Below are 23511 nucleotides of genomic sequence, written 5' to 3' on the forward strand. Positions count from 1 at the left end.
TCTGGGTCGGGGACTGACTAGTGGCGCGAGTTCAGCGGGTGAGTTTCAGCGACGGCGAGCCCGACACCCACACCGTGGTCGGTGCCGACCATCTGCCGATCCCTGCGGCCGCGCAGTATCTGCGGTTCCTGCGCGATGGCGGCGGTTCGCCGAACACGGTGCGGGCGTATGCGGCGGGGATCGCCGAGTGGTTCACCGTCCTCGAGCACACCGGGCATGCCTGGGATGACTTTCCCACCAGACTGTTCGGGCAGTTCCTGCGGTATCTGCGCACCGGGGATCTGCCCGGCGCAGCCAGGATCGGACCACCGGCCCAGAAGCTGGCGGCGTCATCACTGCAGCCGCGGGCGGCGGCGGTGTTGTCGATGTATCGATATCACGCCGACGCACACGGCGCCGATCTGCCCTACCAGCGGTTGTTCACCTCCCGCGGCTCGGCGCGGCGCTACCGCCGCTACGTGGGGTTCCTCGACGGGGTCGGACCGCAGCGTCAGGGGGATCGCCCGATCTATGGCCTGCGCAGCCCCGGCCGCAGCGCCACCCCGGTTCTCACGCCTGAGCAGGTCAACGCGATTCTGGATGGCTGCTCGGTCCAGACCGGCGACGGCGGGTGGTCGGGTGGGCCGGCCGCGGTGCGTAACCGCTTGTATTTCGCGGTGCTCGCGGAGACGGGGATGCGTCCCGGTGAGGCGTTATGTCTGCGCCATCACGACTTTCACATCGGCGCCGGCGGGACCCCGTTCCTCGATGTCGTCGACCGCCAGGACCATCCGCACGGGGTGCGGGCCAAGACCGGGACGCGGCGGCTCTATATCGGTGATGATCTGGAAGCGCTGTATTCGGAGTATGTGTGGCAGCTCGTCGCGATGGCTGCCGACGTGACGGTCCCCGATCTGAGCACCCATTTTGTGTTCGTCAATCTTGCTCGGGGAGAGCAGTTCTCACCGATGCGGATGGAGACGATCTATGAGAAGGTCCGCGGCATCAAAGGTGCTCACCCGCAGTTGCCGCCGGAGTGGACTCCGCACTGGATGAGACACACCCACGCCACCGCCCTGTTGCTGGCCGGGGTGCCCGCGCACGTGGTGATGCGCCGCCTCGGGCACGCCGACGTCCAGACCACCCTGTCGACCTACGGGTGGGTCACCGAGGACGCCGAGATGCGCAGCCTGGCGCACTGGCGCAACTATGTGGCCGGCTGGAAAGGGCTCACCGATGCCCAGCCGTGACGACCCCACACCTGTTGCCCGCCAATCCAGTCCGTCGTGGCAGGCGCAGTGGTCGGCCGTGCCCGAGGCCTGGCGGCGCCCGGTCTATCAGATCGACGCCGCACCCGCCGATACCGTGTTCCTGCGTAACCGGTACTACCTGCGTGAACACCGCGGCCGCGCCGAGCACGACTTCACCCCCGCCGCGGTGCCGCCACGGTTCGCCGACGAGATCGCCTGGTGGGTGTGGTGTTGTCACCACGAAGGCCTGCGCAAGATCGAACCGTCGCTGCTGCGCTGGGCCGGCCAGGCGTTGAGCGCCGCGGCCACCGAATACCGCGGCCAACGCCGCCGCCCACCGGCCAGCATCACCGACCTGGAGTCCGCCGCGATCGTGCGGGCGGCGATGCTGGTCTTCGAGAAACGCAACGCCCGGCTGCCCTCTGCCGGTGCCCGACGCAACATCACTCACTTGGTGGAGCATCTGCACCTGTATCTGTCGGTGCGCTGCACCGACACCGCCTGGTGGGCGCACGACATCTGGGACCTGCAGGCCGATCCCCGCATTCCGCAACGCGAACACGAGCCCCGACACGACCTGACCCTGAACCTTGCCGCGATCACCCCGGCCTGGCTGCGCGAAGGGGTCCGGTTCTGGCTACGGACCTGTCTAGACGCCGAGCTGCTGCGGTGGTCTTCAGCGGTGGAACGCTGCCGCGACACCGCGCGACACCTCGGACCGTTTCTGGCCGCCCGCGGCGCCACCGACCCCGTACTCACCGAGGATCCCGCCCAGCTGCGGCTGATGTTCACCGAATTCACCGAATACCTCAAATCACCTGCCGCAGGGGCCAAGCCGGACAAACCCCTGTCCCAGGCCGCCATTGACGCTACCCAGTCTCAGACCCAGGTGTTCTACACGTTCATGGTCGACCACGGCCCCGAGGCGGCCGCGGCCACCGGCGAACCGCGCTGGGCGCAACTGAGTGCGGCACACACACGGTTGTGGGGCCCAGCTTTCCGCACCCGCCGCGCCCACCGGCCCCGCGAGCTGACCTGGTACTCCACCGCCGAACTGCAACGCATGCTGGCCTACCTCGACGTGCTGGCCGCCGACCGCACCGCCCTGGTCGGGCTGACCCATCCCGATGGCAGCGTCTCGCTGGTCAAAGGCCTCGGTGATCCCCAGGCCGCCCGGATCTGGCTGCTGCAGGCCCTCACCGGGCGGCGGGCCTCTGAAATCCTGATGCTCGACCACCAGCCGCTGCAACCCATCCCGGGAACGTCGCCCGACGTCGACAACGCTGACCCTGATGCATTCGTCGCCAAGCTGCGTTACCAGCAGACCAAAGTCGACGGGGTGGAGCCGACCATCCTGGTCGAGCAAGCGGTGGTCAACGTCATTGCCGAACAACACCGCTGGCTGAAGGCGAGGTTTCCGCACCTGACACCCAAGTACTTGTTCATCGGCACCAAAAGCAACCTCAACGGCCAGCGGCCCCGCCCATACGCCACCTATTCCCAGTCGCTGGTCAAACTCGACGACCTGCACGGCCTGACCGATGCGGCGGGAAATCCGTTACGGTTCAGTCAAACCCACCGGCTGCGCCACACCCGGGCCACCGAGCTGCTCAACGACGGGGTCCCCATCCATGTCGTGCAGCGCTATCTGGGGCACAAGAGCCCGGAGATGACGATGCGCTATGCCGCGACCCTGTCCGCCACCGCGGAAGCAGAGTTTCTCAAGCACAAGAAGATCGGCGCCCACGGCGTCGAGATCGCGATCAGCCCCGCTGACATCCTGGATATGACTCAACTGTCGGCCCGCACCGACCGGGTGCTGCCCAACGGAGTGTGTCTCCTGCCGCCGTTGAAATCGTGCGACAGGGGGAACGCGTGTTTGAGTTGTGGGCATTTCGCAACTGATGTCACCCACCGGGCCGAGTTGGCTGATCAGCATGCCAGAACCTTGGCGCTGATCGAGCTGCGCCGTGATCAATACCGCACCCGCACCGGCCGGGAACTGACCGACGACAACGTCTGGATCGCCGCCCGGCTGCGCGAGCTACACTCCCTGGAAGCCATCCTGGACCGGCTGGCCGCCGAACAGTCCGACACCGCGGCCTGGATCAGCGGCGCCGGCACCCACAAGCGGCTGCCGTTGACGCCGATCGCCACCCGCGGCGCCCACGACTCGGCCCTGCACAAAGCCGACCCGCGGCAACGCCCGTGACCGCCACACAAGCATCGCTGAACGCTCTGGCCGCCCACACCCAGAAAAGACGGGACTCCGTCGACACCCGAGCCCGCAAAGCACTGCAAAGCCTGCGCCGCGAGAAGGCCGACATCACCATCAGCAGCGTCGCCCGCCGCGCCGGAGTGACCCGCAAAAGCATCCACAACCGTCCCGAGCTGCTGGCCCAGATCGAGGCGCACCGCACGCTGAGGGCGGTCGGCGAGGGCCCGCCGCCCGCACCGGAGCCGGGCGAGTCCAGCATCGTCGCCGCACTGCGCAACCGACTGACCGCCAAAGACACCCACATCGCGCGACTGCGCACCCAACTGCGTGAACGCGACCAGATCATCGCGGTCCTGCAAGGCGAACTGGAACGACGGGACTCGGCCACCTAAGCGGGCAATTGGACGCGCCGCTCAGCGGTCGACTGGCCCGAAGGCGTGGCGCAGCAGCAGTCCGGTGCCCCGGTCGATGCGCTCACGTGCTTGGCCGGCCGAGAGCCGGTGGCCACTGAACGCGGTGAGGTTGGCCAGCCACACATCGGTGATCAGTCCGGCGAGGTCGTGGTGGCGCTCGGTGACGGTGTTGCCGCCCAGGGCGCGGGCGAAAAGCTGGTGCAGGATGTCGGCGGCTTGGGTGACGGTGGGCGCTGCGGTGGCATCAGCGACCACCAGGGCGCGGGTGGTGGCTTCGGTCAGTTTCGGGTCGAGCTGCCATTCGGCGTGCAGTCGTGAGGTCAGGGCGGCGACCCGCCGGGCAGGCGTGATGTCGTGGTGGTGCCACGCGCACTCGGCGGCCAGTCGGTCGAATTCGCGACGCAACACCGCGACCAGCAGGTGCGGTTTGGACGGGAAATACCGGTACAGCGTCCCCACACCAATGCCGGCGACATCAGCCACCGCACGCATCTGTACCGCGCTATAGCCCCCGCGGGTCGCCGCATGCAGGGTCGCATCCAGGATCGCACTCGCGTGGGGTGCGTCAGCGGCAGGCTGCGCCGCGGTCATGACATCTCGGCGCCGGATCCGCGAGCCCGCCCCGGGCAACCCGCTCTCGACGGTGATCGTGTTCCACCGGCCCGACAGTCACCCATACCGACCCCCCGCTACGAGCAGTATCCCTACGCTACCGTTCGTACCAGGTGGCGTCCGTAATCCGGTGTAAATGGTCCTTCGGAGCTTCTGGCTTCGGTGGGTGATGTTACGCCGTTGCGCTGATGGCTTCGGTGGTGCTGCTCGCGGAGTCTGGGGCGTGCTGGGGCCGTAGTTGTCGGGGTGGGTGCAGCAGGCTGCGGCGTAGGTCTTGGAGCTGGCGTACCCCGGCCGGGGTCATGGCGAGTCCGCGCCAGCCGCGAGATGCGCGGTCCAGTACGGCCCAGGCGATGCTGACACAGCTGGTTTCGCCGGGGAAGCGACCGATAACCTTTGTGCGGCGGCGGGTTTCACCGAAGGTGCGTTCGATGAAGTTCGAATGCCGAATACGGTGCTGATGTTCGGGCGGGAACCGCAGGTAAGCGGTCAGGCCCGCGCGGTCGGTGAGCAGGATCTTCATCGCCGCGGGGTAGGTGGGTGCGTAGCGGGCCGCGAACACGTCCAGTCGGGCGTCGATGAGTTCGACGAGGTTGGGGCCGGCCTCGGTGGTGGCCTCGGCGGTGTCGAAGCAGGCCCAGTAGCCGTCGCGGATCTCGGCCTGCATCCCGGCGGGAATCTTGGCCAGCACGTTGCGGACTCGGTGAATCAGGCAGCGTTGACGCAGCGCGGTCGGGAAGATCTGCTCGATCGCCGCGATCAGGCCGGCCGCGCCGTCGGAGACGACCAGCAGCGGACACCCCAGCCCCCGCTCGGTGAGATCGGTCAGGAAACCCGCCCAGGCGTCGGTGGACTCCGCCACTCCGGGGGCCAGGCCCACGAAGATGGGCTTGCCGGCGGTGGTGATGCCCCACGCGGCCAGGATCGGCTCGGCTGGTGAGCCGGGATGCATCCGGAAGAAGGAGGCATCCAGGAACAGGTAATCGAGCACCACATCGCCGAGCGGGCGCCGCGCCCAGGTGTCGTACTCGGTCTTGATGGCTTGACATATCTGGGAGACAGTCGATTTCGAGATCGCGGCCTGATCACCCAGCGCATCGGCGAGGGTGGCTTCGACATCGCGCACCGACAGCCCGCGCACGAACGAAGCGATCACCAGCGATTCCAGCGCGTTGGTCTTGGTGACGTGCTTGCCGAACAGCCGTGAGGCGAACGCGGCGGTCGTGCCGCGCAGCTTGGGCCGCTCCAGGGTGATCGGACCGGCAGTGGTCTTGACCGTCGCAGCCCGATAACCGTTACGCGCACCGGGCTGCGCGTCTGCTGCGGTGGCGCTGCGTTGGTAGCGCTCACGGCCCAAGAACTCGGTAATCTCGGCCTCCAACGCGGCCTGCATCAGCAACTGCGCACCCAGCCGTGCCACCTCCTCCAGGATCTCGGGCAACTCACGATCCGAGGCGAACAACTCGTCGATCTTGGCGCGAACACGATCGGTCGGCGATACTCGTGCAGGCACGGGCGTAGGTCCTTTCCTTCGATGACTTGGCGGTCTCGAAGCAGAACCTACGCCCGGCCCCTTTTACACCGGCTTTAGGACGCGACCTTCGTACCACAACGGTGGGCGGTGCAGCGGTGAGTCCCTGGTTGCCGACGGCGTCGAACCGGCCGGCGTTATCGGGTGCGGGCGTGGGCGTTGAGAAAGTCGTCGATGAGGTGTTCGCAGTCCTCGCGGTTGATGGCGCGCAGGCCGGTCAGGCGGGCGAAGGCGATCGGGCCGACGAGTTGGCACATGGCGAGGTCAACATCGAAGTCGTCGAGTTCGGCGGCGGCAGGGCTTTGCAACAGCTCGGCGAAAGGCTGCCGATAGTGGGCCACGACGCGGGCGCGCAGGGCGTAGCGGTCACGGACCTCGTCGGGGCGCTGCGGTGTTGGCCCCAGGGCGACCCAGGCCAGCGTGGTGGCGTGCAACGGTGCCTCCTGAAACAGGACCGCTTGCCGGTTCAGCAGCTCGATGAGCTGTTCGCGCAGCGGGCCTTGCGCCGGCGGCGGGCTGACCTGGGGCAGCAGCCGCTCGAAGGTGGCGGCCAGCAGGTGGGTGGAGCTGGTGAAGTGGCGGTACAGGGTGGTCCTTGCCACCTTGGAGGCCTTGGTCACTGCCTCGATGGTGACAGCTTCGACACCGCCGGCACTGAGCAGCTTGGCCGCGGCGTCGAGCAGCCGGGTCCGTGACCGCGCCAGGCGTGGATCCACCTCGTCGTCGTCATCGACCACGCGTTCCTCTGCACCCGACTCCACCTGTTCACCGTAATCCTCACCGCTGGGCGTTGACGCCGATACCGCGGACCCGCACCGCTACGGGACTGGCGCTCTCCGAAACGATACTGTTAGTATCGGAGAGATACCATTAGTACTGGCATCGCCGCGCAGGCCAACACCGAGGGGGTAAGGCCATGGTGAATCACTTACAACGCCGGGAACTCATCCGGCGCCAAATCCAGGGCCCGACGGCGGCGACGTCGCCGAAACGGCGGCTTGCAACAGCTACCGGGCGCACCGGCGCAGCGGTGGCGCGGGCGGCCAAGCGGCTGCTGCCCGGCGTGGCGCTCGTCGAGGAGGTCCGCCACGTCCGCCACGACCTGGCCAAGCTCGGGCACGCCCGGGTCGCGACCACGGGCGATCGCGTGCGTCCCCGCCACTATCCGCCGCGGTCGTGTTCCTATCTCGACGACGAATTGATGAACCGGGAGATGTCGGACTGAGCGCAGTCGCGACTGCCGCTGGCGGGGGGCAGTGGCGTGACCGCGCGGGCAGGCGGCGATCGGCAATCGGGGGTGTTGCGATTCGCCAGATGCCGCACGAAGATACCGAGAGTACTGTTGCGATACCGACAGTTTTCTTAATGCCGCCGGGGGGCCGGGATGGTAATCAAGGGCTGGGGCGATGCGGGCATGGCGACGTTGAGCCGCCCCGAGGAGCAGCGTGACGCCGCGGCGGCGGCGCGGGGCCGCGACACCTACAGTGAGCGCCTGGCGCGGCTGTCGGGCTTCGCGATCCGGCATACAACGTTGGTGATCGGAGCCTGGATCGTCGCCGCGGTGGTGCTGGCGATCCTTTTCCCGCAACTGGAAACGGTCGTCAAGCACCAGTCGGTGCATCTGATACCGCCCGGTGCGCCGTCGCTGCAGACCGTGGACCGGATGGGCTCGGCGTTCGGTGAACAAGGCTCCAAGACCACGATCTTCGTCGCGATGGAGGATCCCAGCGGGCTGACCCCGCCGGTCCGGCAGCGCTATGACGCGCTGATCCAGCGGTTACGGGCCGACACCAGCCACGTCCAGCAGGTCCAAGACCTCTTGGCCGACCCGGTCACCGCAGCGCAAGCCCTCAGCGCGGACGGCAAAGCATGGTATGTGCCGGTGGGGGTGGCCGGAACCCTCGGTGATCCCAGTGCCGCGGAATCGGTGCGGGCGGTACGCGGGATCGTCGCCGAGGTTTTCGGGCACTCGCCGACCACCGTGCGTGTCACCGGCCCGCCGGCCACCTTCAGCGATCAAATCGACTCCGCTGAACAAGATCTGATCCTCATCTCGGTGGCCACCGCCGGGCTGATCGCGATGATCTTGCTGCTGATCTATCGGTCGGTGTTCACCGCGATGCTGCCGCTGCTGGTCATCGGTGTCAGCCTCGCGGTCGGGCGCGGTGTGCTCTCCGGACTCGGTGAAGCCGGCATGCCGGTTTCTCAATTCACCATTGCGTTCATGACGGTGATCCTGCTGGGCGCCGGTACCGACTACTCGGTGTTCCTAATCAGCCGCTACCACGAACAGCGCCGCCAACACGTGCCCGCCCAGGCCGCGGTCATCCACGCCACCGCCACCATCGGCCGTGTCATCGCGGCCTCCGCCGCCACCGTCGCGCTGGCATTTCTGTCCATGACCTTCGCCGAACTGAGTGTCTTCGCCGCACTCGGCCCGGCCTGCGCCATCGCCGTGGTCATCGGGTTCGCGGCCACGGTCACCCTGTTTCCCCCCGTACTCACGCTGGCCGCCCGCCGCGGGATCGGTGAACCCAACACCGACCGGACCCGCCGCTACTGGAACCAGATCGCGGTGGCCGTCGTACGACGCCCCATGCCGCTGCTGGCAGCCAGCCTGATCTTCGTCCTAGCGCTCTGCGCGGTGGCGACCACCATGCGCATCAGCTACGACGACCGCCACGGCCAAACCACCACCTCAGCCAGCAACGAAGGGTATCGACTGCTGGATCGCCACTTCCGCAAAGACACCGTGATCACCGAGTTCCTGGTCGTGCAATCACCCACCGACATGCGCACCAGCCGAGGACTGGCCGACCTCGACGAAATGGCCTCCCGCATCGCACAACTACCCGGTGTCACCAAAGTCTCCGGAGTTACCCGCCCCGGCGGTAACCGCCTCGAACAAGCCCAACTGTCCTGGCAGAACGGCCAAATCGGCGACCGGCTCGCCGGCGCGGTCAACGACGGCCAATCCCGCCGCAGCGATCTGGGCCGACTCGCCAACGGCGCCGACCAGCTCGCCGACGGGCTCACCCAACTCGACACCAGCCTGGGCACCGCGCTGACCCCGCTGATCGGGCTCTTAGGCAAAGCCCAAACCGCGGGCATCCAAACCCAGCGTTTGCGGTCGCTGCTGCAAGAGCTTTCCACTACCGCCCCGACCGTCGAGCACGCGATCGCCTCTGGACCCGCACTACACCACCAAGCCGAACAAGCCCAAACCGCCATCGCCACTCTCGAACCCCTCATCGCCGCGATCAGCAGCTGGCCCGCCTGCGCCGCCGCCACCGAATGCACCCAACTGCACGACCAAGCCCAACTACTCATCACGTTGCGCGACAACGGATTCTTCGACCACCTCACCACCCTCGCCGACCTCTATCAGCCGGACACCAACGCCGGCGGCGGCACCCTCGCCGAAGTGACCCGGCTCATCACCACCCTGGACAACGCCTTAGGCGCCGCAGGCTCCGGCGACCTCGCCGCCAACATCGGACAGCTCCAAACCGGCGTCCACCAACTCGCATCCGGTGCCCACGCCCTGGCCACCGGCGTCCACACCCTCGTCGACAGCAACCTCGAAACGCTCTCCGGCATGGGAAAAATCGCCGCCCAACTCCAACAATCAGCACGCTCAGCAACCGGAACAGACACCGCCAGCGGCTTCTACCTCCCGAACGACGTCTTCGACAACCAACAATTCGCCGACGTCGCCAAACACTTCCTGTCCGGCGACGGCAAAACCGCCCGCTACGCCATCGAATCCAGCTACGACCCCTACAGCAGCGACGCGATGACCCTGGCCCGCCGACTCACCGAAGTCGCCGACGCAGCACGCCCCAACACCTCACTGGCCAATACCACCATCGCCATCGCCGGATTCCCCGCCGTCAACGCAGACATCCAACGCCTGCTCTCCGCCGACTTCCGTCTGATGGCCATCGCCACCCTGCTCGTCGTCGGCCTCATCCTGATCGTCCTACTCCGCGCCCTGGTCGCACCGCTCTACCTACTAGGCACCGTCATCCTCAACTACGGGGCATCACTAGGAATCGGCACCCTGGTATTCCAATACGGCCTCGGCAATGAAATTGCCTGGCCCGTACCACTTCTGGCGTTCATCATCCTGGTCGCCGTCGGCGCCGACTACAACATGCTGCTCATCTCACGACTCCGCGAAGAATCCACCCGCAACATCCGCGTCGGCGTGCTCCGCACCATCGCCAACACCGGCTCCGTCATCACCTCCGCCGGACTCATCTTCGCCGCCAGCATGTTCGGCCTCATGATCGGCTCGATAGCAATCATGATCCAAGCCGGACTCATCATCGGCTGCGGCCTACTCCTGGACACCTTCGTCGTGCGCACCCTCACCGTGCCCGCCATCGCCACCCTGCTCCGCGAAATCAGCTGGTGGCCACAACGAAACCCACTGCGCCACAAACCCGCTCCCGCCCAAACCTAGGCACACCCACCGGGACCGACCATGACCACCGCCAACCCCACACCCCCCACCCTCAGAGACCGACGCCGCACCGAACTACTCACCCACATCCACGCCACCGCACACCAACTCTTCGCCCAACACGGCTACTCCGCAGTCACCACCGACGACATCGCCGCCACCGCCGGCATCTCCATCAGCACCTACTACCGCCACGCCCCCAACAAAGAACACCTACTCACCGCACCGATCCAACAAGCCATCGCCCACATCACCACCACCTACAACACCCGCCCACACACCGAAACAGCGGCCACCTCCCTCATCCACCTCCTCGCCGATCACCTCGGCGAAACAGCCAACCGACACTCCCAACAGTGGAAACAAGCCCTGCAGACCGCACCACACCTACTCAACAGCTCAACACTGCTCAGCGACAACCAAACCCGCCAACTCACCACCATGGTCGCAACCCGCATGAACACCGACCCCACCACCGACATCCGCCCCACACTGCTCATCCACACAGCCCTGAGCACTGCACAAATCGTGCTCCAACACTGGCTCAACACCACCACCCCGCCACTGCACACCCAACTACAACACGCCCTTCACATCACCCTCGCCGGATTCCAATAAAAGCACCGCGCCTTCCCGCCGAAGCTTGAGCGGCCCCATCCCCACACCCCACCCACCGACCCCAGGACGCACTACTCACATCGCCCCATCCACCAGCAACGCCAACGAATCTCAACAACACCGCCACCATCAGATACGACCCACAGATAACACTGTCCCCCACGAAGGAAACCACCCTCAACGACATCATGGGACACAACCAGAAACACCCCTTAACCGCCTACAGATAAGACCGCGGCCGCGAGCTGGCTGTGTAACGCGCCGCGGTCGAGTCCACCCAGGGCGCCGAGCGCCTCGAGCCGGGCGGGAACCTCGCCCGGGCTGTTGGCGTGCACCGTGCCGGCTCCCCCTTCGTGCCCGGTGTTGAGTGCGGCCAACAGATCGACCACCTCGGCTCCGCGGACTTCTCCGACGACGATCCGGTCGGGACGCATCCGCAACGCCTGACGGACCAGTTGGCGCACCGTGACCTCGCCGGCACCCTCGACGTTGGCGCACCGCGCGACGAGCTTGATCAGGTGGGGATGTTGGGGAGCCAGCTCGGCGGCGTCCTCGACGCAGACGATTCGCTCGGTCGGCGAAACGGCGCCCAGGATGGCCGCCAGCAACGTCGTCTTGCCGGCGCCAGTCCCGCCGCACACCAGCAATGACAGCCGCGCGGCGATGACGTCGGACAGCAGTTCCGCGGCCCGGGGAGCGACGGTGCCCGCGGCCGTCAGCGCCGCCAGGTCCTGGGTGGCCGGCCGCAGCACCCGCAATGACACGCACGTTCCCCCGGCCGCCACCGGCGGCAGGACGGCATGCAACCGCACCGCGAAATCACCGGCTCCGATCCCGGTCAGCTGTCCGTCCACCCACGGCTGGGCATCGTCGAGCCGCCGGCCGGCGGCCAACGCCAGCCGTTGCGCCAGTCGTCGCACCGCAGCCTCATCGGCAAATCGAATATGGCTGCGCTGCAAACCCTTTCGATTATCTATCCATATTTTGTCCGGTGCCGTCACCAGCACGTCGGTGGTGTCCTCCGCGCGCAGCAACGGTTCGAGGATGCCGGCGCCGGTCAGTTCGGTCTGCAATAACCGAAGATTGGCCAACACCTCGGTGTCGCCGAGTATCCCGCCGGATTCGGCGCGGATCGCCGCGGCGACCACGCTGGGCCTCAGCGGCCCCGGTTCGGCAGCCAGCCGCTCCCTCACGCGTTCGATCAGCGATCCGTTCATGCCGCGCTCCCGATGGAAGCCCTTCGTCTGCTCGGCAACACCGTGAGGACCGAGCGAGCTGCCGCGGCCAGCGCGGATCTGCGCCCCAATCGCAGGCCGCGGCGCTCGAGCTGATCGGACAACCCGGGCTCGGCACGCATCGACGCCAGCAGGGGCGCGCCCGCGATGTCGGCTATCTCGGCCGCCCGCAGTCCCCCCGGCGCAGGTCCGCGGACGACCAGTCCGAGGTTGGGATTGATCGCGCGCAGCACCGGTACCAGTGCCGTTGTCGCCGCGCAGGCCCGAACATCGCACCGGCTGACCAGGACCACCAGGTCGACACTGTCCAAGGCGGCCTGCGCTGCCTCGGTCAGCCGCCGCGGGAGATCGCAGACCACAGTGACGCCGCCCCGGCGGCCCGCCTCCACGATCGCGGCCACCGGAGCGGGTTCCAGCTCGTAGCAGTGCCGAGTACCCGACAGCACGCTTACTCCGTGTTGCCGCGGCAGTGCCTCGCGGATCGCCGGCCAACTCAGCCGTCCACCCGCAATCGCCAGGTCAGGCCACCGCAATCCGGGAGTGGACTCCCCTCCCACCATCAGATCTATGCCACCACCCCACGGGTCGAGGTCGAGCAGCAGCGCATCGCCCGCGGTCTGAGCGAGGGCGGCGGCCAGCAGCGAGGCACCGGCACCACCGCACCCTCCGATGACGGCCACGCCCTCGCCGTGACGGCTGCCGTCGCGCGCCGACTCCGCGGCTTCGGCGAGTTCGCCCACCAGCTCGTGCTCCTGTTGCGGCAACTTCAGCACCCGCTCGGCACCTACAGCCACCGCGGCCGCCCACGCCGCGGCGTCGGCATCGCAATTGGACAACACGCTCACATGGGCGCGCCGCGGCAGCGCGGCCTGGCCGCACCGCTGCGCCGCCTTCTGATCGAGTACCACTGCCGCAGCCGCTGACCACGACTTTCTGCTCACCGAACCTCGCCCACCGGCATGCACAACCCGCACCCCGACGGCCGCTGCGATGCGGTCGATTTCTTCGCGCAGGTGTTGCTGCTCGAGGATCGCCAGCACCCCCGACGCGATGGGCTCGGAGCGGCTGCCGGCGGGAAAAACTTGTTTCACGACTCCACGGTGCGGCGCGGCAAGTATTGGACACCAGTGCCAAAGCGGGATCTGTGGAGAAAGACCGGTCTGTGCACCAATTCGTTCGCTGGGCGCCGATGCGTTCTGGAACAACGTTCACTCCCGCAACGCATGCGTCGCGGGATTTCGCGCCGGGCGAGGAGGATTTTTACCCCAGAAAAGGGACGACCCCCGCCAGGGGGGGAGGAGGCGGAGGTCGTCGTGTATCAGCCCCGGGGGGTCGGGCTGATACACCCTCGGCTCAAGGCCGAGTAATGCTTACTATACACATGCCAGCCGGGATTCACGCAAGTACTCCGCGCAAGGAAATGAGGGCTTGAGCCGTGTAAATGCGGTGGGCAGAAAGACAACAGGCGTATTCGGCCGTCCACTTTGGGCCCAGCATCGCGGTCGCACGGGTTCGCCGCCCTATGCTGGACTGGTGACCGCCCCCGACGAGGCCGCGCCGCAGCAAATCTCGCCGCAAACATCGGAGCCGGCGCCGCCGAGTGCCCGCACCGCTGCCTTCTTCGACTTGGACAAGACCATCATCGCCAAGTCCAGCACCCTGGCGTTCAGCAAACCCTTCTTCGCGCAGGGTCTGCTTAACCGGCGCGCGGTGCTGAAGTCGAGCTACGCCCAGTTCATCTTCCTGCTTTCCGGCGCCGATCATGACCAGATGGATCGGATGCGCACCCACTTGGCCAACATGTGCACGGGCTGGGACGTCGCGCAGGTGAAGTCGATCGTCGCCGAGACACTGCACGACATCGTCACCCCGCTGGTGTTCGCCGAGGCCGCCGATCTGATCGCCGCACACAAGCTGTGCGGGCGTGACGTCGTCGTGGTGTCCGCGTCGGGCGAGGAAATCGTCGGGCCCATCGCCCGCGCGCTCGGCGCCACCCACGCGATGGCGACCCGGATGGTGGTGGAGGACGGCAAGTACACCGGCGAGGTCGGGTTCTACTGCTACGGCGAAGGCAAGGTGCAGGCGATTCGCGAGTTGGCCGCCCGCGAGGGTTACCCGCTCGAACACTGCTACGCGTATTCGGACTCGATCACCGATCTCCCGATGCTGGAGTCCGTGGGTCACCCGTCAGTCGTCAATCCCGATCGAGGACTGCGCAGGGAAGCCATCGAGCGGGGCTGGCCGGTGCTGTCGTTCTCGCGGCCGGTATCGCTTCGGGACCGGATCCCCGCACCCTCCGGGGCCGCGATCGCGACGACCGCTGCGGTCGGTGTCACCGCGGCGGCGGCGGGCGCGGTGACGTATGCCTTACTGCGCCGCTTCGCTTTCTAGCAGCCAGCTCTCCAGCAAATACTTAGTGCGCGCAATTAATTTGCGTTGCACAACTTTGACACGGTTAGCCCTTGCTGTGCCTGGGGTCTAGTAGTACAAAGGAATCACGGCAGCCTGGTGAGGCCAAGGTCGATCCGGAAGAGAAGGTTCGATCTCCCAACCCGGGCACCCAGCACGATTCCCGGTACCCACGCGGAGTCATAGCCACTGATATGGCAAAAGTGTTGCGGGCCTGCGTAATTGCGAAGAATGGACTGTCCCGACGGCCCTTTGGGTGGGGTCGCAGCAGGAAGTGTCGCAAACGCGCCGAGGCCACCCACGCAGCCCAGAAATGCACGCTTGGTAACCGAGAACCGTGTTGGCGGGCGGCGATTCGATAAATTCGGATCGCCGCCCGCTTTGCATATCCGCACCGCTTTTCCGGCGATCCGCCAGCTACCGCCGGGGCACCGACTCCGCAATCTCCAGCGCCTCCTGCGCGCCCGACCGCATCGCGCGGCAACACAGCACCAGCCAACTCGCCACACCGTCGGCAGTACCCGAGGCGAACTTCGACGCCGCGTCGCGGTACGCGGCCGGCTGGCGCATCCAATTCACCTCCGGCACCCCGAGCCCGTGCGGGTCCAGCCCAGTGGCGATGGTGACCAGACGCGACACGCCGCGGGCCACCACGCCGTCGGCGCTGCCGAAAGGCCGCAATGTCAACAATTCGCCGTGCGCCACCGCAGCAACCACCGGAGCCGACGCCTGAGTCGGCCGGCTGACCACCTCGGCGAGCAATTCCAGCCGCCGCCCGATGTCGGCATCGGTGCGCGGCCGGCCCAGCCGTTCATCGTCGACCAGGTCGGCGGCGGCGAGCATGTGCAACCGGGCCAGCGCCTGCAACGGGGCCTTCTGCCACACCGCGACAAGGGCTCCGCCACCGCCTTCCAGGGCCTGGGCCACCCGGAGCGCACCACCGAACACCGGGTCGCTCACGCCCTCGGCATCCGCGACGTCCTCCAGCCGTACCGGGCCGCCGTCCAGCACCGAGGATGCCCGCGCTGCCCGCAGAGATGCCTCTGCCGCCGTCACGGGCCAGCCGCGCAGGTTGGCGCGATGCCGGTGGGCACGGCCCAGCGCCTCGCGGGCCCGGTCGCTCGCCTCGGCGACGCCGGGCAGATCCATCAGCGGAGCCAGCGGGTCAGTCACAGGTTGCCAACCTATCGGGGCCCGGCCGAGGCCCCGGGAATGGCCTCCAGCAGCAGCCGGGTGTACTCGTGGGAGGGGCTGGTGAACACCGCTTCGGTGGGCGCGTGTTCCACCACCCGGCCGCCCCGCATCACCAACACGTCATCGGAGATCTGACGGACCACCGCCAGATCGTGGCTGATGAACAGGTAGGTGAGCCCCAGGTTGGCCTGCAACTCACCCAGCAGGTCGAGGATCTGTGCCTGCACCAGGACGTCGAGCGCCGACACCGCCTCATCGCAGACCAGGACATCGGGTCGCAGCGCAAGCGCCCGCGCGATCGCGACCCGCTGCCGCTGACCCCCGGAGAGTTCGCGGGGCAGCCGATCGAACACCGACGACGGCAACGCCACCTGCTCGAGCAGCTCACGTACCGTCTGCTCGCGCTGCCGTCGGTCACCCACCCGATGAATGCGCAGCGGTTCCTCGATGGCGCGAAACACCGGGTACATCGGATCCAGACTGCTGTACGGGTTCTGGAACACCGGCTGGATGCGACGACGAAACGCCAGCGTTTTGCGCACCGCGGCGACGTCGGTCCCGTCGAACACAACGCTGCCCGAAGTCGGTTGCAGCAAGCCGAGCACCATCCGCGCCACCGTCGATTTCCCGGAGCCGGACTCACCGACGATCGCCAGCGTGCTGGCGCGCCGGACCTTAAACGAAACCGCCTCAACCGCAAGGAATTCGGCCCGGCGCCACGGTAGACCCCCGGTCTCCGGATAGGTCTTGGTCAACTCCGACACCACCACGATGTCATCCTGTGCGCCCGCCTGTTCGGCCGCCTCGGCGGCCACCCGCTCGCGGATTTCGGTGGCGCGTTTGTCGCGCGCGGTCACAGACGGCGCAGCGGCCACCAGCCGCTGGGTGTACTCGTGGGCCGGGTCACGCAGAATTGACTGGGCGGCACCGGATTCCACCACCTGCCCACGGTGAATGACGACGACCTGCTCGGCCCGCTCGGCGGCCAGTGCCAGATCGTGGGTGATCAGCAGCAACGCGGTATCCAGTTCATCGGTGAGCCGCTGCAGGTGGTCGAGGACCTGCCGTTGCACGGTGACGTCCAGTGCCGAGGTCGGCTCGTCGGCGATCAGCAACCGGGGCCGTCCCGCCAGCCCGATGGCGATCAGCGCGCGCTGACACATTCCGCCGGAAAGCTGGTGTGGGTATCGCCCGGCCTGCTTGGCCGGGTCCGGCATGCCGGCGTCGGCGAGCAACTGCACCGCGCGCCGTCGCGCATCGCGGCCGTCGGTGTTGACCCGCAACGCCTCCCGTACCTGGAAGCCGACCTTCCACACCGGATTGAGGTTGGTCATCGGATCCTGTGGCACGTAACCGATTTCGCGTCCCCGGATGGACCGCATCAGCCGCCGGCCGGCGCTGGTGATGTCGGTGCCGTCGAACGTGATGCGGCCGCCGGTGATTCGCCCCCCGGGCGACAACAGTCCCAGGATCGCGGCGGCGGTGGTGGATTTCCCGGAACCTGATTCGCCGACGACGGCGACGGTCTGACCGCGACTGACCCTGAGGTCCACGCCGCGGACCACCGGTTCATCGCTACCGAACCGGACCTGCAGGCCCTCGACCGACAGCAGTACCTGCTCCGTCATGCGCGCCACGCCCTCGACGCCGGATCCAGTCCATCGCGCAGCGCGTCGCCCATCATCATGAACGCCAGCACCGTGATCGCCAGGGCCCCAGCGGGATAAAACAGGATGGCCGAGCCGGCTCGCAGTCGCATCTGCGCCACGTTGATGTCGCCACCCCAGGACACCACCGACGTCGGCAACCCGACGCCGAGATACGACAGAGTCGCCTCGGTGACGATGAAGACACCGAGTGCGATCGTGGACACGGCGATCACCGGCCCGATCGCATTGGGCACCACATGCCGGAGCAGCGTTCGAAAACGACTCAGGCCCAACGCTTCAGCCGCAAGCACGTAATCTTTCCCACGCACTTCGAGCACCGAGCTGCGAGCGATGCGTGCCACCTGTGGCCAGCCGAACAGGGCGAGTATCGCGACCACCGTCCACACCGTGCGGTGGTGCATGACCTGCATCAGCACAATCGCGGCCAGCAGCAACGGCAATGCGAAGAATACGTCGGTGACCCGGGATACCAACGCGTCGACCCAGCCGCCGTAGAAGCCGGCCAGCGCGCCCAGCGTCCCACCGACGACGAGCACGATCAGCGTCGCGCCCAACCCGACGGTGACGGATGCCCGTGCACCGTGAACGGTGCGCGCGTAGATGTCGTGGCCCTGCAGGTCGGTACCGAACCAATGCGCCGCCGACGGGGGCAGCAGACTCTGGGCCGGATCGGCGTAGCTGGGGTCGACGCCGGTGAACAACGCCGGAAATGCGGCAACCAGCAGGATCAACACGATAAGCGCGGCGGCGATGCAGAACTTGGGGCGTCTATACATAGCGGATCCGGGGGTCCAGCGCCGCGTAGAGCAGGTCCACCAGCAGATTGCTGATCAGGTAGATCAGCACCAGCACGGTCACGATCGACACGACGGTGGGCGCCTCCTGACGGGTGACGGCCTGGTACAGCACGCCGCCGACGCCGTGAATGTTGAAAATCCCCTCGGTCACGATCGCTCCGCCCATCAGTGCCCCGAGATCGGCGCCGAGAAAAGTGACGACGGGGATCAGCGAATTGCGCAGGATGTGGACCGTCACCACCCGCGGCCGGGACAGCCCCTTGGCGGTGGCGGTCCGCACGTAGTCGGCATGCGCGTTGGCGGCGACCGCGGACCGCGTCAATCGCACCACGTATGCGAATGACACCAGCCCCAACACGATTCCGGGTAGCAGCAACCGCCCGAAGGTGGCCCGGCCGCCGACCGTGACCGGCGCCCAGCCCAGTCGGACGCCGAACACGAACTGCGCCAGGAAGCCCAGCACGAAGATCGGGATGGCGATGATGACCAGCCCGGTGACCAGCACCGTGGCGTCGAAGATGCCGCCCTGACGCAGTCCGGCGATCACTCCGAACCCGATGCCCAACACGCCCTCCACCACCAGCGCGATCAGCGCCAGCCGAATCGTCACCGGAAAGGCATGCGCCAGAACGGCACTGACCGGCAGGCCGGAATAGGCCCGGCCCAGGTCGCCGTGCACCAGTCCACCCAGGTAGCGCAGGTACTGCACCAGGAACGGATCGTCGAGGTGGTACCGGGCGCGCAACTGCGCGGCCACCTCCGGGCTCAGCGGCCGATCGCCGGCGATCGCGGCCACCGGGTCGCCGGGCAACAGAAACACCATGCCGTAGATCAACAGCGTTGCGCCCAGGAAGACCGGGATCATGACGGCGATCCGGCGCAGCACGTACCAGCCCATGCTCAGCCCTTCACGATGTTCTCGTAGTCGGGCAGCCCGTTCCAGGTGGGCTTGACGTTACTGACCTGGCTCGACCATCCGATGACACTGATGTAGTACCACAATGGGACGGCGGGCATGTCGCGCAACAGGATTCGTTGCGCCACATTGGCCAGCACGTCCGCCTGGTGCAGATCTGGCGCGGCCTCGGCGGCCTGCAGGGCGGCGTCGAATTCCCGGCTGGAGTAGCCGACGTCGTTGGATCCGGCCCCGGTGGCGTAGAGCGGGGCCAGGAACTCGATCATCGAGGGAAAGTCGCCGATCCAGCCGGCGCGAAACGCGGAGTCGATGGTGCGGTTGGTGATCTGGGTGCGGAACCCTGCGAAGGTCGGCTGCGGCGCCCCGACCGCGTCGATACCCAGCACGTTCTTGATGCTGTTGGCCACCGCGTCCACCCACTCCTGATGGCCACTGTCGGCATTGTAGGCGATGGCGTATCTGCCGCTCCATGGCGATATCGCATTTGCTTGCGCCCATAGTTGTTGCGCCCGTTGTGGGTTGAAGTCCAGCGCGTCACTGCCGGGGATATTCGGATCGAAGCCCGGCAATGAGCTCGCAGTGAAATCGCGTGCCGGACTGCGTGTTCCGTTGAAAATCTGTTGGCAGATCTGCGGACGGTTGATGGCTGCCGATATCGCCAGCCGGCGCAGTCTGCCCTCTTCGCCGCCGAAATGCGGGAGCCGCAGCGGAGTATCGAGCGATTGACTGACGGCCACCGGGCCCTTCACGGCATTGCCGCCCAGGTCGCGCTGATAGATGGTCAGCGCGCTGGACGGAATCGTATCCAGCACATCGAGATTGCCCGAGAGCAGGTCGGCGTATGCGGTGTCCAGGTTGGCGTAGAACTCGAATCGCAGGCCCTTGTTCCGGGGCATGCGGTTGCCGTGGTAGTCGGGGTTGGTCGCGAGGTCGATCTTGACGTTGTGTTCCCATGCCGGTTCGTCGGGATGGTCATCCAACTTGTAGGGACCGTCGCCCACCGGATGGCGGCCGAACGCCGCCATATCGCGAAACGCCGAGGCAGGCAACGGATAGAACGCGTTATGCCCCAGGCTCAGCATGAAGTCGATGGTCGGTGCCCGCAATCGCACGGTGAACTCGAGGTCGCTCACCACGCGCAGCCCGGACATGGTGGTCGGCCTGCCGTCGCCCGGGGCCTGCGACAACGCGTCGAATCCTTCGATCGGGCTGAAGAATTGCTGCTGCAGTTGGGCATTGGCGCCCAGAGCCCCGTAATTCCAGGCGTCGACGAACGAGTGGGCGGTCACCGCGGAGCCGTCGGTGAACTTCCAGCCGGGTTTGAGGACGATCCGGTAGTTGATGTTGTCGGCGGTGTCGATCGATTGCGCGACTTCCGGCGAGGGCCGCCCTGCCGCGTCGTACGACACCAGGCCGGCGAACAACCGGTCGAGGATGCGGCCGCCGTTGCTGTCGTTGGTGCCGGTCGGGATCAGCGGGTTGGGCGGCTCAGCGCCGTTGACCACCACCGCATCGGGCGTGAGCATTCCACCGCCACACCCGGCCAAACACGCGGCCACCACGGAGGCCACCAGGCAGGCCGCCGGCACCGCCCGCATCATCCGACGCACACCAGCGACCCTAGGGCGTGTCGCCGGCCTACGACGGCGGCACCGGCTCGATGACTACCTGGGTGACCGGGTGTACCTGCAACTTGCAGCTGTCGATCGCCGCCGCCACGATGACGGGCTCGGTCCCGCCGGGAGGAGTGACGCTCAGCTCGGTGTAGTTGGGGCACGGGTCGCCGCTGGCATTGACCGACATGCCCTCCACCACCGCCTCCGCGCGCTGCGACGGTGAGACCGTGACGGTGGGCAGCGAATCGACGCCGCTGGGCAGGCCTCCCATGTATCCACGCAGAGTGGGCTGCGCCGTGATGGGTGGCCCGCCACTGCCGGATTCGACCTTGGGGTAACCGGTGAGCGTGCAGGGCGGGGCACCGGGAGCCGCCGCGAAGATCAGCGTCACCGCGCGGTGGCCGACCGCCGCTTCGGGCCCGGCGGCGGTCACCGTGACCTGCTCGGCCGGGCAGGGCGCGGGGTCGGGCGGAGCAGCCCAGGCGGGCGGGGCGGTGAAGCTTGCCGCGGCGGACAGAACAGCCACTAACCGAAGTGCGGGTACCATGCCCCGAATTGTCCGGCAGATGGACGCCCGGTGACGAATCGAAGCCCACAGGTTTCCGCCGCGTCGCGGAGTTACGCTCACACCCGTGACCGCGACCGAAGAGGGACACCCCACGGCTTACCCACCTCCGACGCAGTTCGCCGAACAGGCCAACGCCCGGCCGGAGCTGTACGAACAGGCCGAAGAAGACAGGCTGGCGTTCTGGGCCGCGCAGGCCGACCGGCTGTCCTGGGCGACGCCGTACAGCGAGGTGCTGGACTGGTCGGACGCGCCGTTCGCCAGGTGGTTCGTCGGCGGCAAGCTCAACGTCGCCTACAACTGCGTGGACCGGCACGTGGAGGCCGGCAACGGTGACCGGGTCGCCATCCACTGGGAAGGCGAACCGCAGGACCACCGTCGCACCCTGACCTACGCGCAACTGCAGCAGGAAGTGTGCAAAGCGGCCAACGCGCTCACCGAACTGGGCCTGGTCGCCGGTGACCGCGTCGCCATCTACCTGCCGCTGATCCCCGAGGCGGTGATCGCGATGCTGGCCTGCGCGCGGTTGGGCATCATGCACAGCGTCGTGTTCGGCGGCTTCACCGCGCACGCCCTGCGGACGCGGATCGCCGACGCACAGGCCAAGTTGCTCATCACCGCCGACGGGCAGTTCCGCCGGGGCAAGCCGGCACCGTTGAAGGAGGCCGCCGACGAAGCCGTCTCGGTCGACGACAGTCCCGTCGAACATGTTCTGGTGGTGCGCCGCACCGGAATCGACGTCGCCTGGGACGACAACCGCGACCTTTGGTGGCACGACGTTGTGGACAACGCTTCGCCCGAGCACACCGCCGAGGCGTTCGACGCCGAGCAGCCGCTGTATCTGCTGTACACCTCGGGCACCACCGGCAAGCCCAAGGGCATCGTGCACACCAGCGGCGGTTACCTGACCCAGTGCGCGTACACGATGCACGCCATTTTCGACGTCAAGCCGGACAGCGACGTGTTCTGGTGCACCGCCGACATCGGCTGGGTCACCGGGCACACCTACGGGGTCTACGGTCCGCTGTCCAACGGCATCACCGAAGTGCTGTACGAGGGCACGCCCAACACCCCCAGCGAGCACCGGCACTTCGAGATCATCGAAAAGTACGGCGTGACAATCTATTACACCGCGCCAACGCTGATCAGAACCTTCATGAAGTGGGGCCGCGACATCCCCGACGCCCACGACCTGTCCAGTATCCGACTGCTCGGTTCGGTCGGCGAGATCATCAACCCCGAAGCGTGGCGGTGGTACCGCGACGTGATCGGCGGCGGCAGGGTGCCGGTGGTGGACACCTGGTGGCAGACCGAAACCGGCTCGGCGATGATCTCCCCTTTGCCCGGTGTCAGCGAGGTCAAACCGGGTTCGGCCATGACCCCGCTGCCCGGCATCTCCGCAAAGATCGTCGACGACCATGGCGACCCGTTGCCGCCGGACGCGGAGGGGGAAACCCACGTCACCGGTTACCTGGTGCTCGACCAGCCGTGGCCGTCGATGCTGCGCGGCATCTGGGGCGACCCGGAGCGCTACCGCAAGACCTATTGGTCCAAGTTCGCCGACAAGGGTTATTACTTCGCCGGCGACGGTGCCCGGTTCGATCCGGACGGCGCGATCTGGGTGCTGGGCCGCATCGACGACGTGATGAACATTTCCGGGCACCGCATCTCCACCGCGGAGGTGGAGTCGGCACTCGTCGGGCACCGCGGCGTGGCAGAGGCCGCGGTGGTGGGGGTAACCGACGACACCACCGGCCAGGCCATCTGCGCGTTCGTCGTGCTGCGCTCCAACTACGAGGTGAGCGAGGGCACCGTCGAGGAGTTGCGCGCCGAGGTGGCCCACGAGATCTCGCCCATCGCCAAGCCGCGCGAAGTGCACATCGTGCCGGAGTTGCCGAAGACCCGCAGCGGCAAGATCATGCGCCGGTTGCTGCGCGATGTCGCCGAGAACCGCGACCTCGGTGACACGTCAACACTGTTGGACCCCAACGTGTTCGACGCGATACGCGAAGCGAAGTAA

18 protein-coding genes and 1 pseudogene are annotated in these 23511 nt (G+C 67.1%); 8 read left to right on the plus strand and 11 right to left on the minus strand.

The genetic code is table 11. The features are described 5' to 3' along the window. The first annotated feature begins 20 nt into the window (after positions 1-20). The 3 genes from C0J29_RS28300 to C0J29_RS28310 are packed head-to-tail and all read left to right on the plus strand — an operon-like array spanning position 21 to position 3839. Positions 21-1229, plus strand: coding sequence for a tyrosine-type recombinase/integrase (locus tag C0J29_RS28300; protein WP_065035917.1), 1209 nt, complete (start codon positions 21-23; stop codon positions 1227-1229). Continuing rightward, the gene (locus C0J29_RS28305; RefSeq protein WP_065035916.1) at positions 1216-3441 is read left to right on the plus strand and encodes a tyrosine-type recombinase/integrase; all 2226 of its coding nucleotides are present in this window, start codon (positions 1216-1218) and stop codon (positions 3439-3441) included. The genes C0J29_RS28300 and C0J29_RS28305 overlap by 14 nt, the downstream gene beginning before the upstream one ends. Beyond that, the gene (locus C0J29_RS28310) at positions 3438-3839 is read left to right on the plus strand and encodes a hypothetical protein (RefSeq protein WP_065035915.1); all 402 of its coding nucleotides are present in this window, start codon (positions 3438-3440) and stop codon (positions 3837-3839) included. The genes C0J29_RS28305 and C0J29_RS28310 overlap by 4 nt, the downstream gene beginning before the upstream one ends. A gap of 21 nt (positions 3840-3860) precedes the next feature. Here C0J29_RS28310 and C0J29_RS28315 read toward each other — a convergent pair whose 3' ends face one another. The 3 genes from C0J29_RS28315 to C0J29_RS28325 form a co-directional block, all read right to left on the minus strand. Beyond that, entirely contained in the window at positions 3861-4451 is a 591-nt protein-coding gene (locus C0J29_RS28315) for a TetR family transcriptional regulator (RefSeq protein ID WP_065035914.1), read from the minus strand. A gap of 193 nt (positions 4452-4644) precedes the next feature. Then, entirely contained in the window at positions 4645-5985 is a 1341-nt protein-coding gene (locus C0J29_RS28320) for an IS256 family transposase (RefSeq protein ID WP_120794258.1), read from the minus strand. A 155-nt stretch (positions 5986-6140) separates the two neighbouring features. Further along, positions 6141-6764 carry a TetR/AcrR family transcriptional regulator gene (locus C0J29_RS28325; RefSeq protein WP_065035913.1) on the minus strand — a complete coding sequence of 208 codons (624 nt, stop codon included), beginning with the start codon at positions 6762-6764 and terminating at the stop codon, positions 6141-6143. Positions 6765-6919: 155 nt separating this feature from the next. Here C0J29_RS28325 and C0J29_RS28330 point away from each other — a divergent pair, with 155 nt between their 5' ends. From C0J29_RS28330 to C0J29_RS28340, 3 genes are all read left to right on the plus strand, one after another. After that, positions 6920-7228 carry a hypothetical protein gene (locus C0J29_RS28330; protein ID WP_065035912.1) on the plus strand — a complete coding sequence of 103 codons (309 nt, stop codon included), beginning with the start codon at positions 6920-6922 and terminating at the stop codon, positions 7226-7228. Positions 7229-7387: 159 nt separating this feature from the next. Next, a complete protein-coding gene (locus tag C0J29_RS28335) occupies positions 7388-10471 on the plus strand; it encodes an MMPL/RND family transporter (protein WP_081282177.1) in 3084 nt (1027 codons plus the stop codon). A gap of 21 nt (positions 10472-10492) precedes the next feature. Further along, the gene (locus tag C0J29_RS28340; RefSeq protein WP_065119148.1) at positions 10493-11089 is read left to right on the plus strand and encodes a TetR/AcrR family transcriptional regulator; all 597 of its coding nucleotides are present in this window, start codon (positions 10493-10495) and stop codon (positions 11087-11089) included. Positions 11090-11319: 230 nt separating this feature from the next. On the opposite strand, the pseudogene C0J29_RS28345 reads toward C0J29_RS28340, so the two are convergent. Continuing rightward, positions 11320-12306, minus strand: a pseudogene (locus C0J29_RS28345) (TadA family conjugal transfer-associated ATPase); the annotation flags it as partial. Further along, a complete protein-coding gene (gene ssd / locus C0J29_RS28350) occupies positions 12303-13376 on the minus strand; it encodes a septum site-determining protein Ssd (RefSeq protein ID WP_242460682.1) in 1074 nt (357 codons plus the stop codon). The gene ssd and the pseudogene C0J29_RS28345, both read right to left, overlap by 4 nt. Before the next feature lie 481 nt (positions 13377-13857). Between ssd and C0J29_RS28355 the strand changes: the two genes are divergently transcribed. Continuing rightward, complete coding sequence (locus C0J29_RS28355) at positions 13858-14715, plus strand: HAD-IB family hydrolase (RefSeq protein ID WP_065042905.1); 858 nt, start codon at positions 13858-13860, stop codon at positions 14713-14715. A 435-nt stretch (positions 14716-15150) separates the two neighbouring features. On the opposite strand, the gene C0J29_RS28365 is transcribed toward C0J29_RS28355, so the two are convergent. The 6 genes from C0J29_RS28365 to C0J29_RS28390 are packed head-to-tail and all read right to left on the minus strand — an operon-like array spanning position 15151 to position 21473. Then, positions 15151-15882: an oxidoreductase gene (locus C0J29_RS28365; RefSeq protein ID WP_065042907.1), complete on the minus strand. Its 732-nt coding sequence runs from the start codon at positions 15880-15882 to the stop codon at positions 15151-15153. Between the two features lie 35 nt (positions 15883-15917). Further along, positions 15918-17555, minus strand: a complete 1638-nt coding sequence (locus tag C0J29_RS28370; RefSeq protein ID WP_120795017.1) for a dipeptide ABC transporter ATP-binding protein — start codon at positions 17553-17555, stop codon at positions 15918-15920. Continuing rightward, positions 17552-18373, minus strand: a complete 822-nt coding sequence (locus tag C0J29_RS28375) for an ABC transporter permease (protein WP_120794260.1) — start codon at positions 18371-18373, stop codon at positions 17552-17554. The genes C0J29_RS28370 and C0J29_RS28375 overlap by 4 nt, the downstream gene beginning before the upstream one ends. Beyond that, positions 18366-19292 (minus strand): ABC transporter permease, encoded by a 927-nt coding sequence (locus C0J29_RS28380; RefSeq protein ID WP_065044303.1) that lies wholly within the window; start codon positions 19290-19292, stop codon positions 18366-18368. Before C0J29_RS28380 ends, C0J29_RS28375 begins: the two co-directional genes overlap by 8 nt. 2 nt (positions 19293-19294) lie before the next feature. Continuing rightward, the gene (locus C0J29_RS28385) at positions 19295-20920 is read right to left on the minus strand and encodes a peptide ABC transporter substrate-binding protein (RefSeq protein ID WP_371872471.1); all 1626 of its coding nucleotides are present in this window, start codon (positions 20918-20920) and stop codon (positions 19295-19297) included. A gap of 28 nt (positions 20921-20948) precedes the next feature. Further along, positions 20949-21473 carry a DUF4232 domain-containing protein gene (locus tag C0J29_RS28390; RefSeq protein WP_120794262.1) on the minus strand — a complete coding sequence of 175 codons (525 nt, stop codon included), beginning with the start codon at positions 21471-21473 and terminating at the stop codon, positions 20949-20951. A gap of 85 nt (positions 21474-21558) precedes the next feature. Between C0J29_RS28390 and acs the strand changes: the two genes are divergently transcribed. Further along, on the plus strand, positions 21559-23511 hold the full coding sequence (gene acs, locus C0J29_RS28395; RefSeq protein ID WP_120794263.1) for an acetate--CoA ligase: 1953 nt from the start codon (positions 21559-21561) through the stop codon (positions 23509-23511).

The sequence above is a fragment of the Mycobacterium paragordonae genome (genome assembly GCF_003614435.1).
Taxonomy (GTDB): domain Bacteria; phylum Actinomycetota; class Actinomycetes; order Mycobacteriales; family Mycobacteriaceae; genus Mycobacterium; species Mycobacterium paragordonae.

Excerpts from the sequence above, each read along its gene's own strand:
- C0J29_RS28390 (WP_120794262.1), bottom strand. The coding sequence starts at position 21,473 with ATGGTACCCGCACTTCGGTTAGTGGCTGTTCTGTCCGCCGCGGCAAGC.
- C0J29_RS28365 (WP_065042907.1), bottom strand. The coding sequence starts at position 15,882 with ATGGATCTGCCCGGCGTCGCCGAGGCGAGCGACCGGGCCCGCGAGGCG.
- C0J29_RS28315 (WP_065035914.1), bottom strand. The coding sequence starts at position 4,451 with ATGACCGCGGCGCAGCCTGCCGCTGACGCACCCCACGCGAGTGCGATC.
- C0J29_RS28370 (WP_120795017.1), bottom strand. The coding sequence starts at position 17,555 with ATGACGGAGCAGGTACTGCTGTCGGTCGAGGGCCTGCAGGTCCGGTTC.
- C0J29_RS28305 (WP_065035916.1), top strand. The coding sequence starts at position 1,216 with ATGCCCAGCCGTGACGACCCCACACCTGTTGCCCGCCAATCCAGTCCG.
- C0J29_RS28375 (WP_120794260.1), bottom strand. The coding sequence starts at position 18,373 with ATGTATAGACGCCCCAAGTTCTGCATCGCCGCCGCGCTTATCGTGTTG.
- C0J29_RS28340 (WP_065119148.1), top strand. The coding sequence starts at position 10,493 with ATGACCACCGCCAACCCCACACCCCCCACCCTCAGAGACCGACGCCGC.
- C0J29_RS28330 (WP_065035912.1), top strand. The coding sequence starts at position 6,920 with ATGGTGAATCACTTACAACGCCGGGAACTCATCCGGCGCCAAATCCAG.
- C0J29_RS28335 (WP_081282177.1), top strand. The coding sequence starts at position 7,388 with ATGGTAATCAAGGGCTGGGGCGATGCGGGCATGGCGACGTTGAGCCGC.
- C0J29_RS28380 (WP_065044303.1), bottom strand. The coding sequence starts at position 19,292 with ATGGGCTGGTACGTGCTGCGCCGGATCGCCGTCATGATCCCGGTCTTC.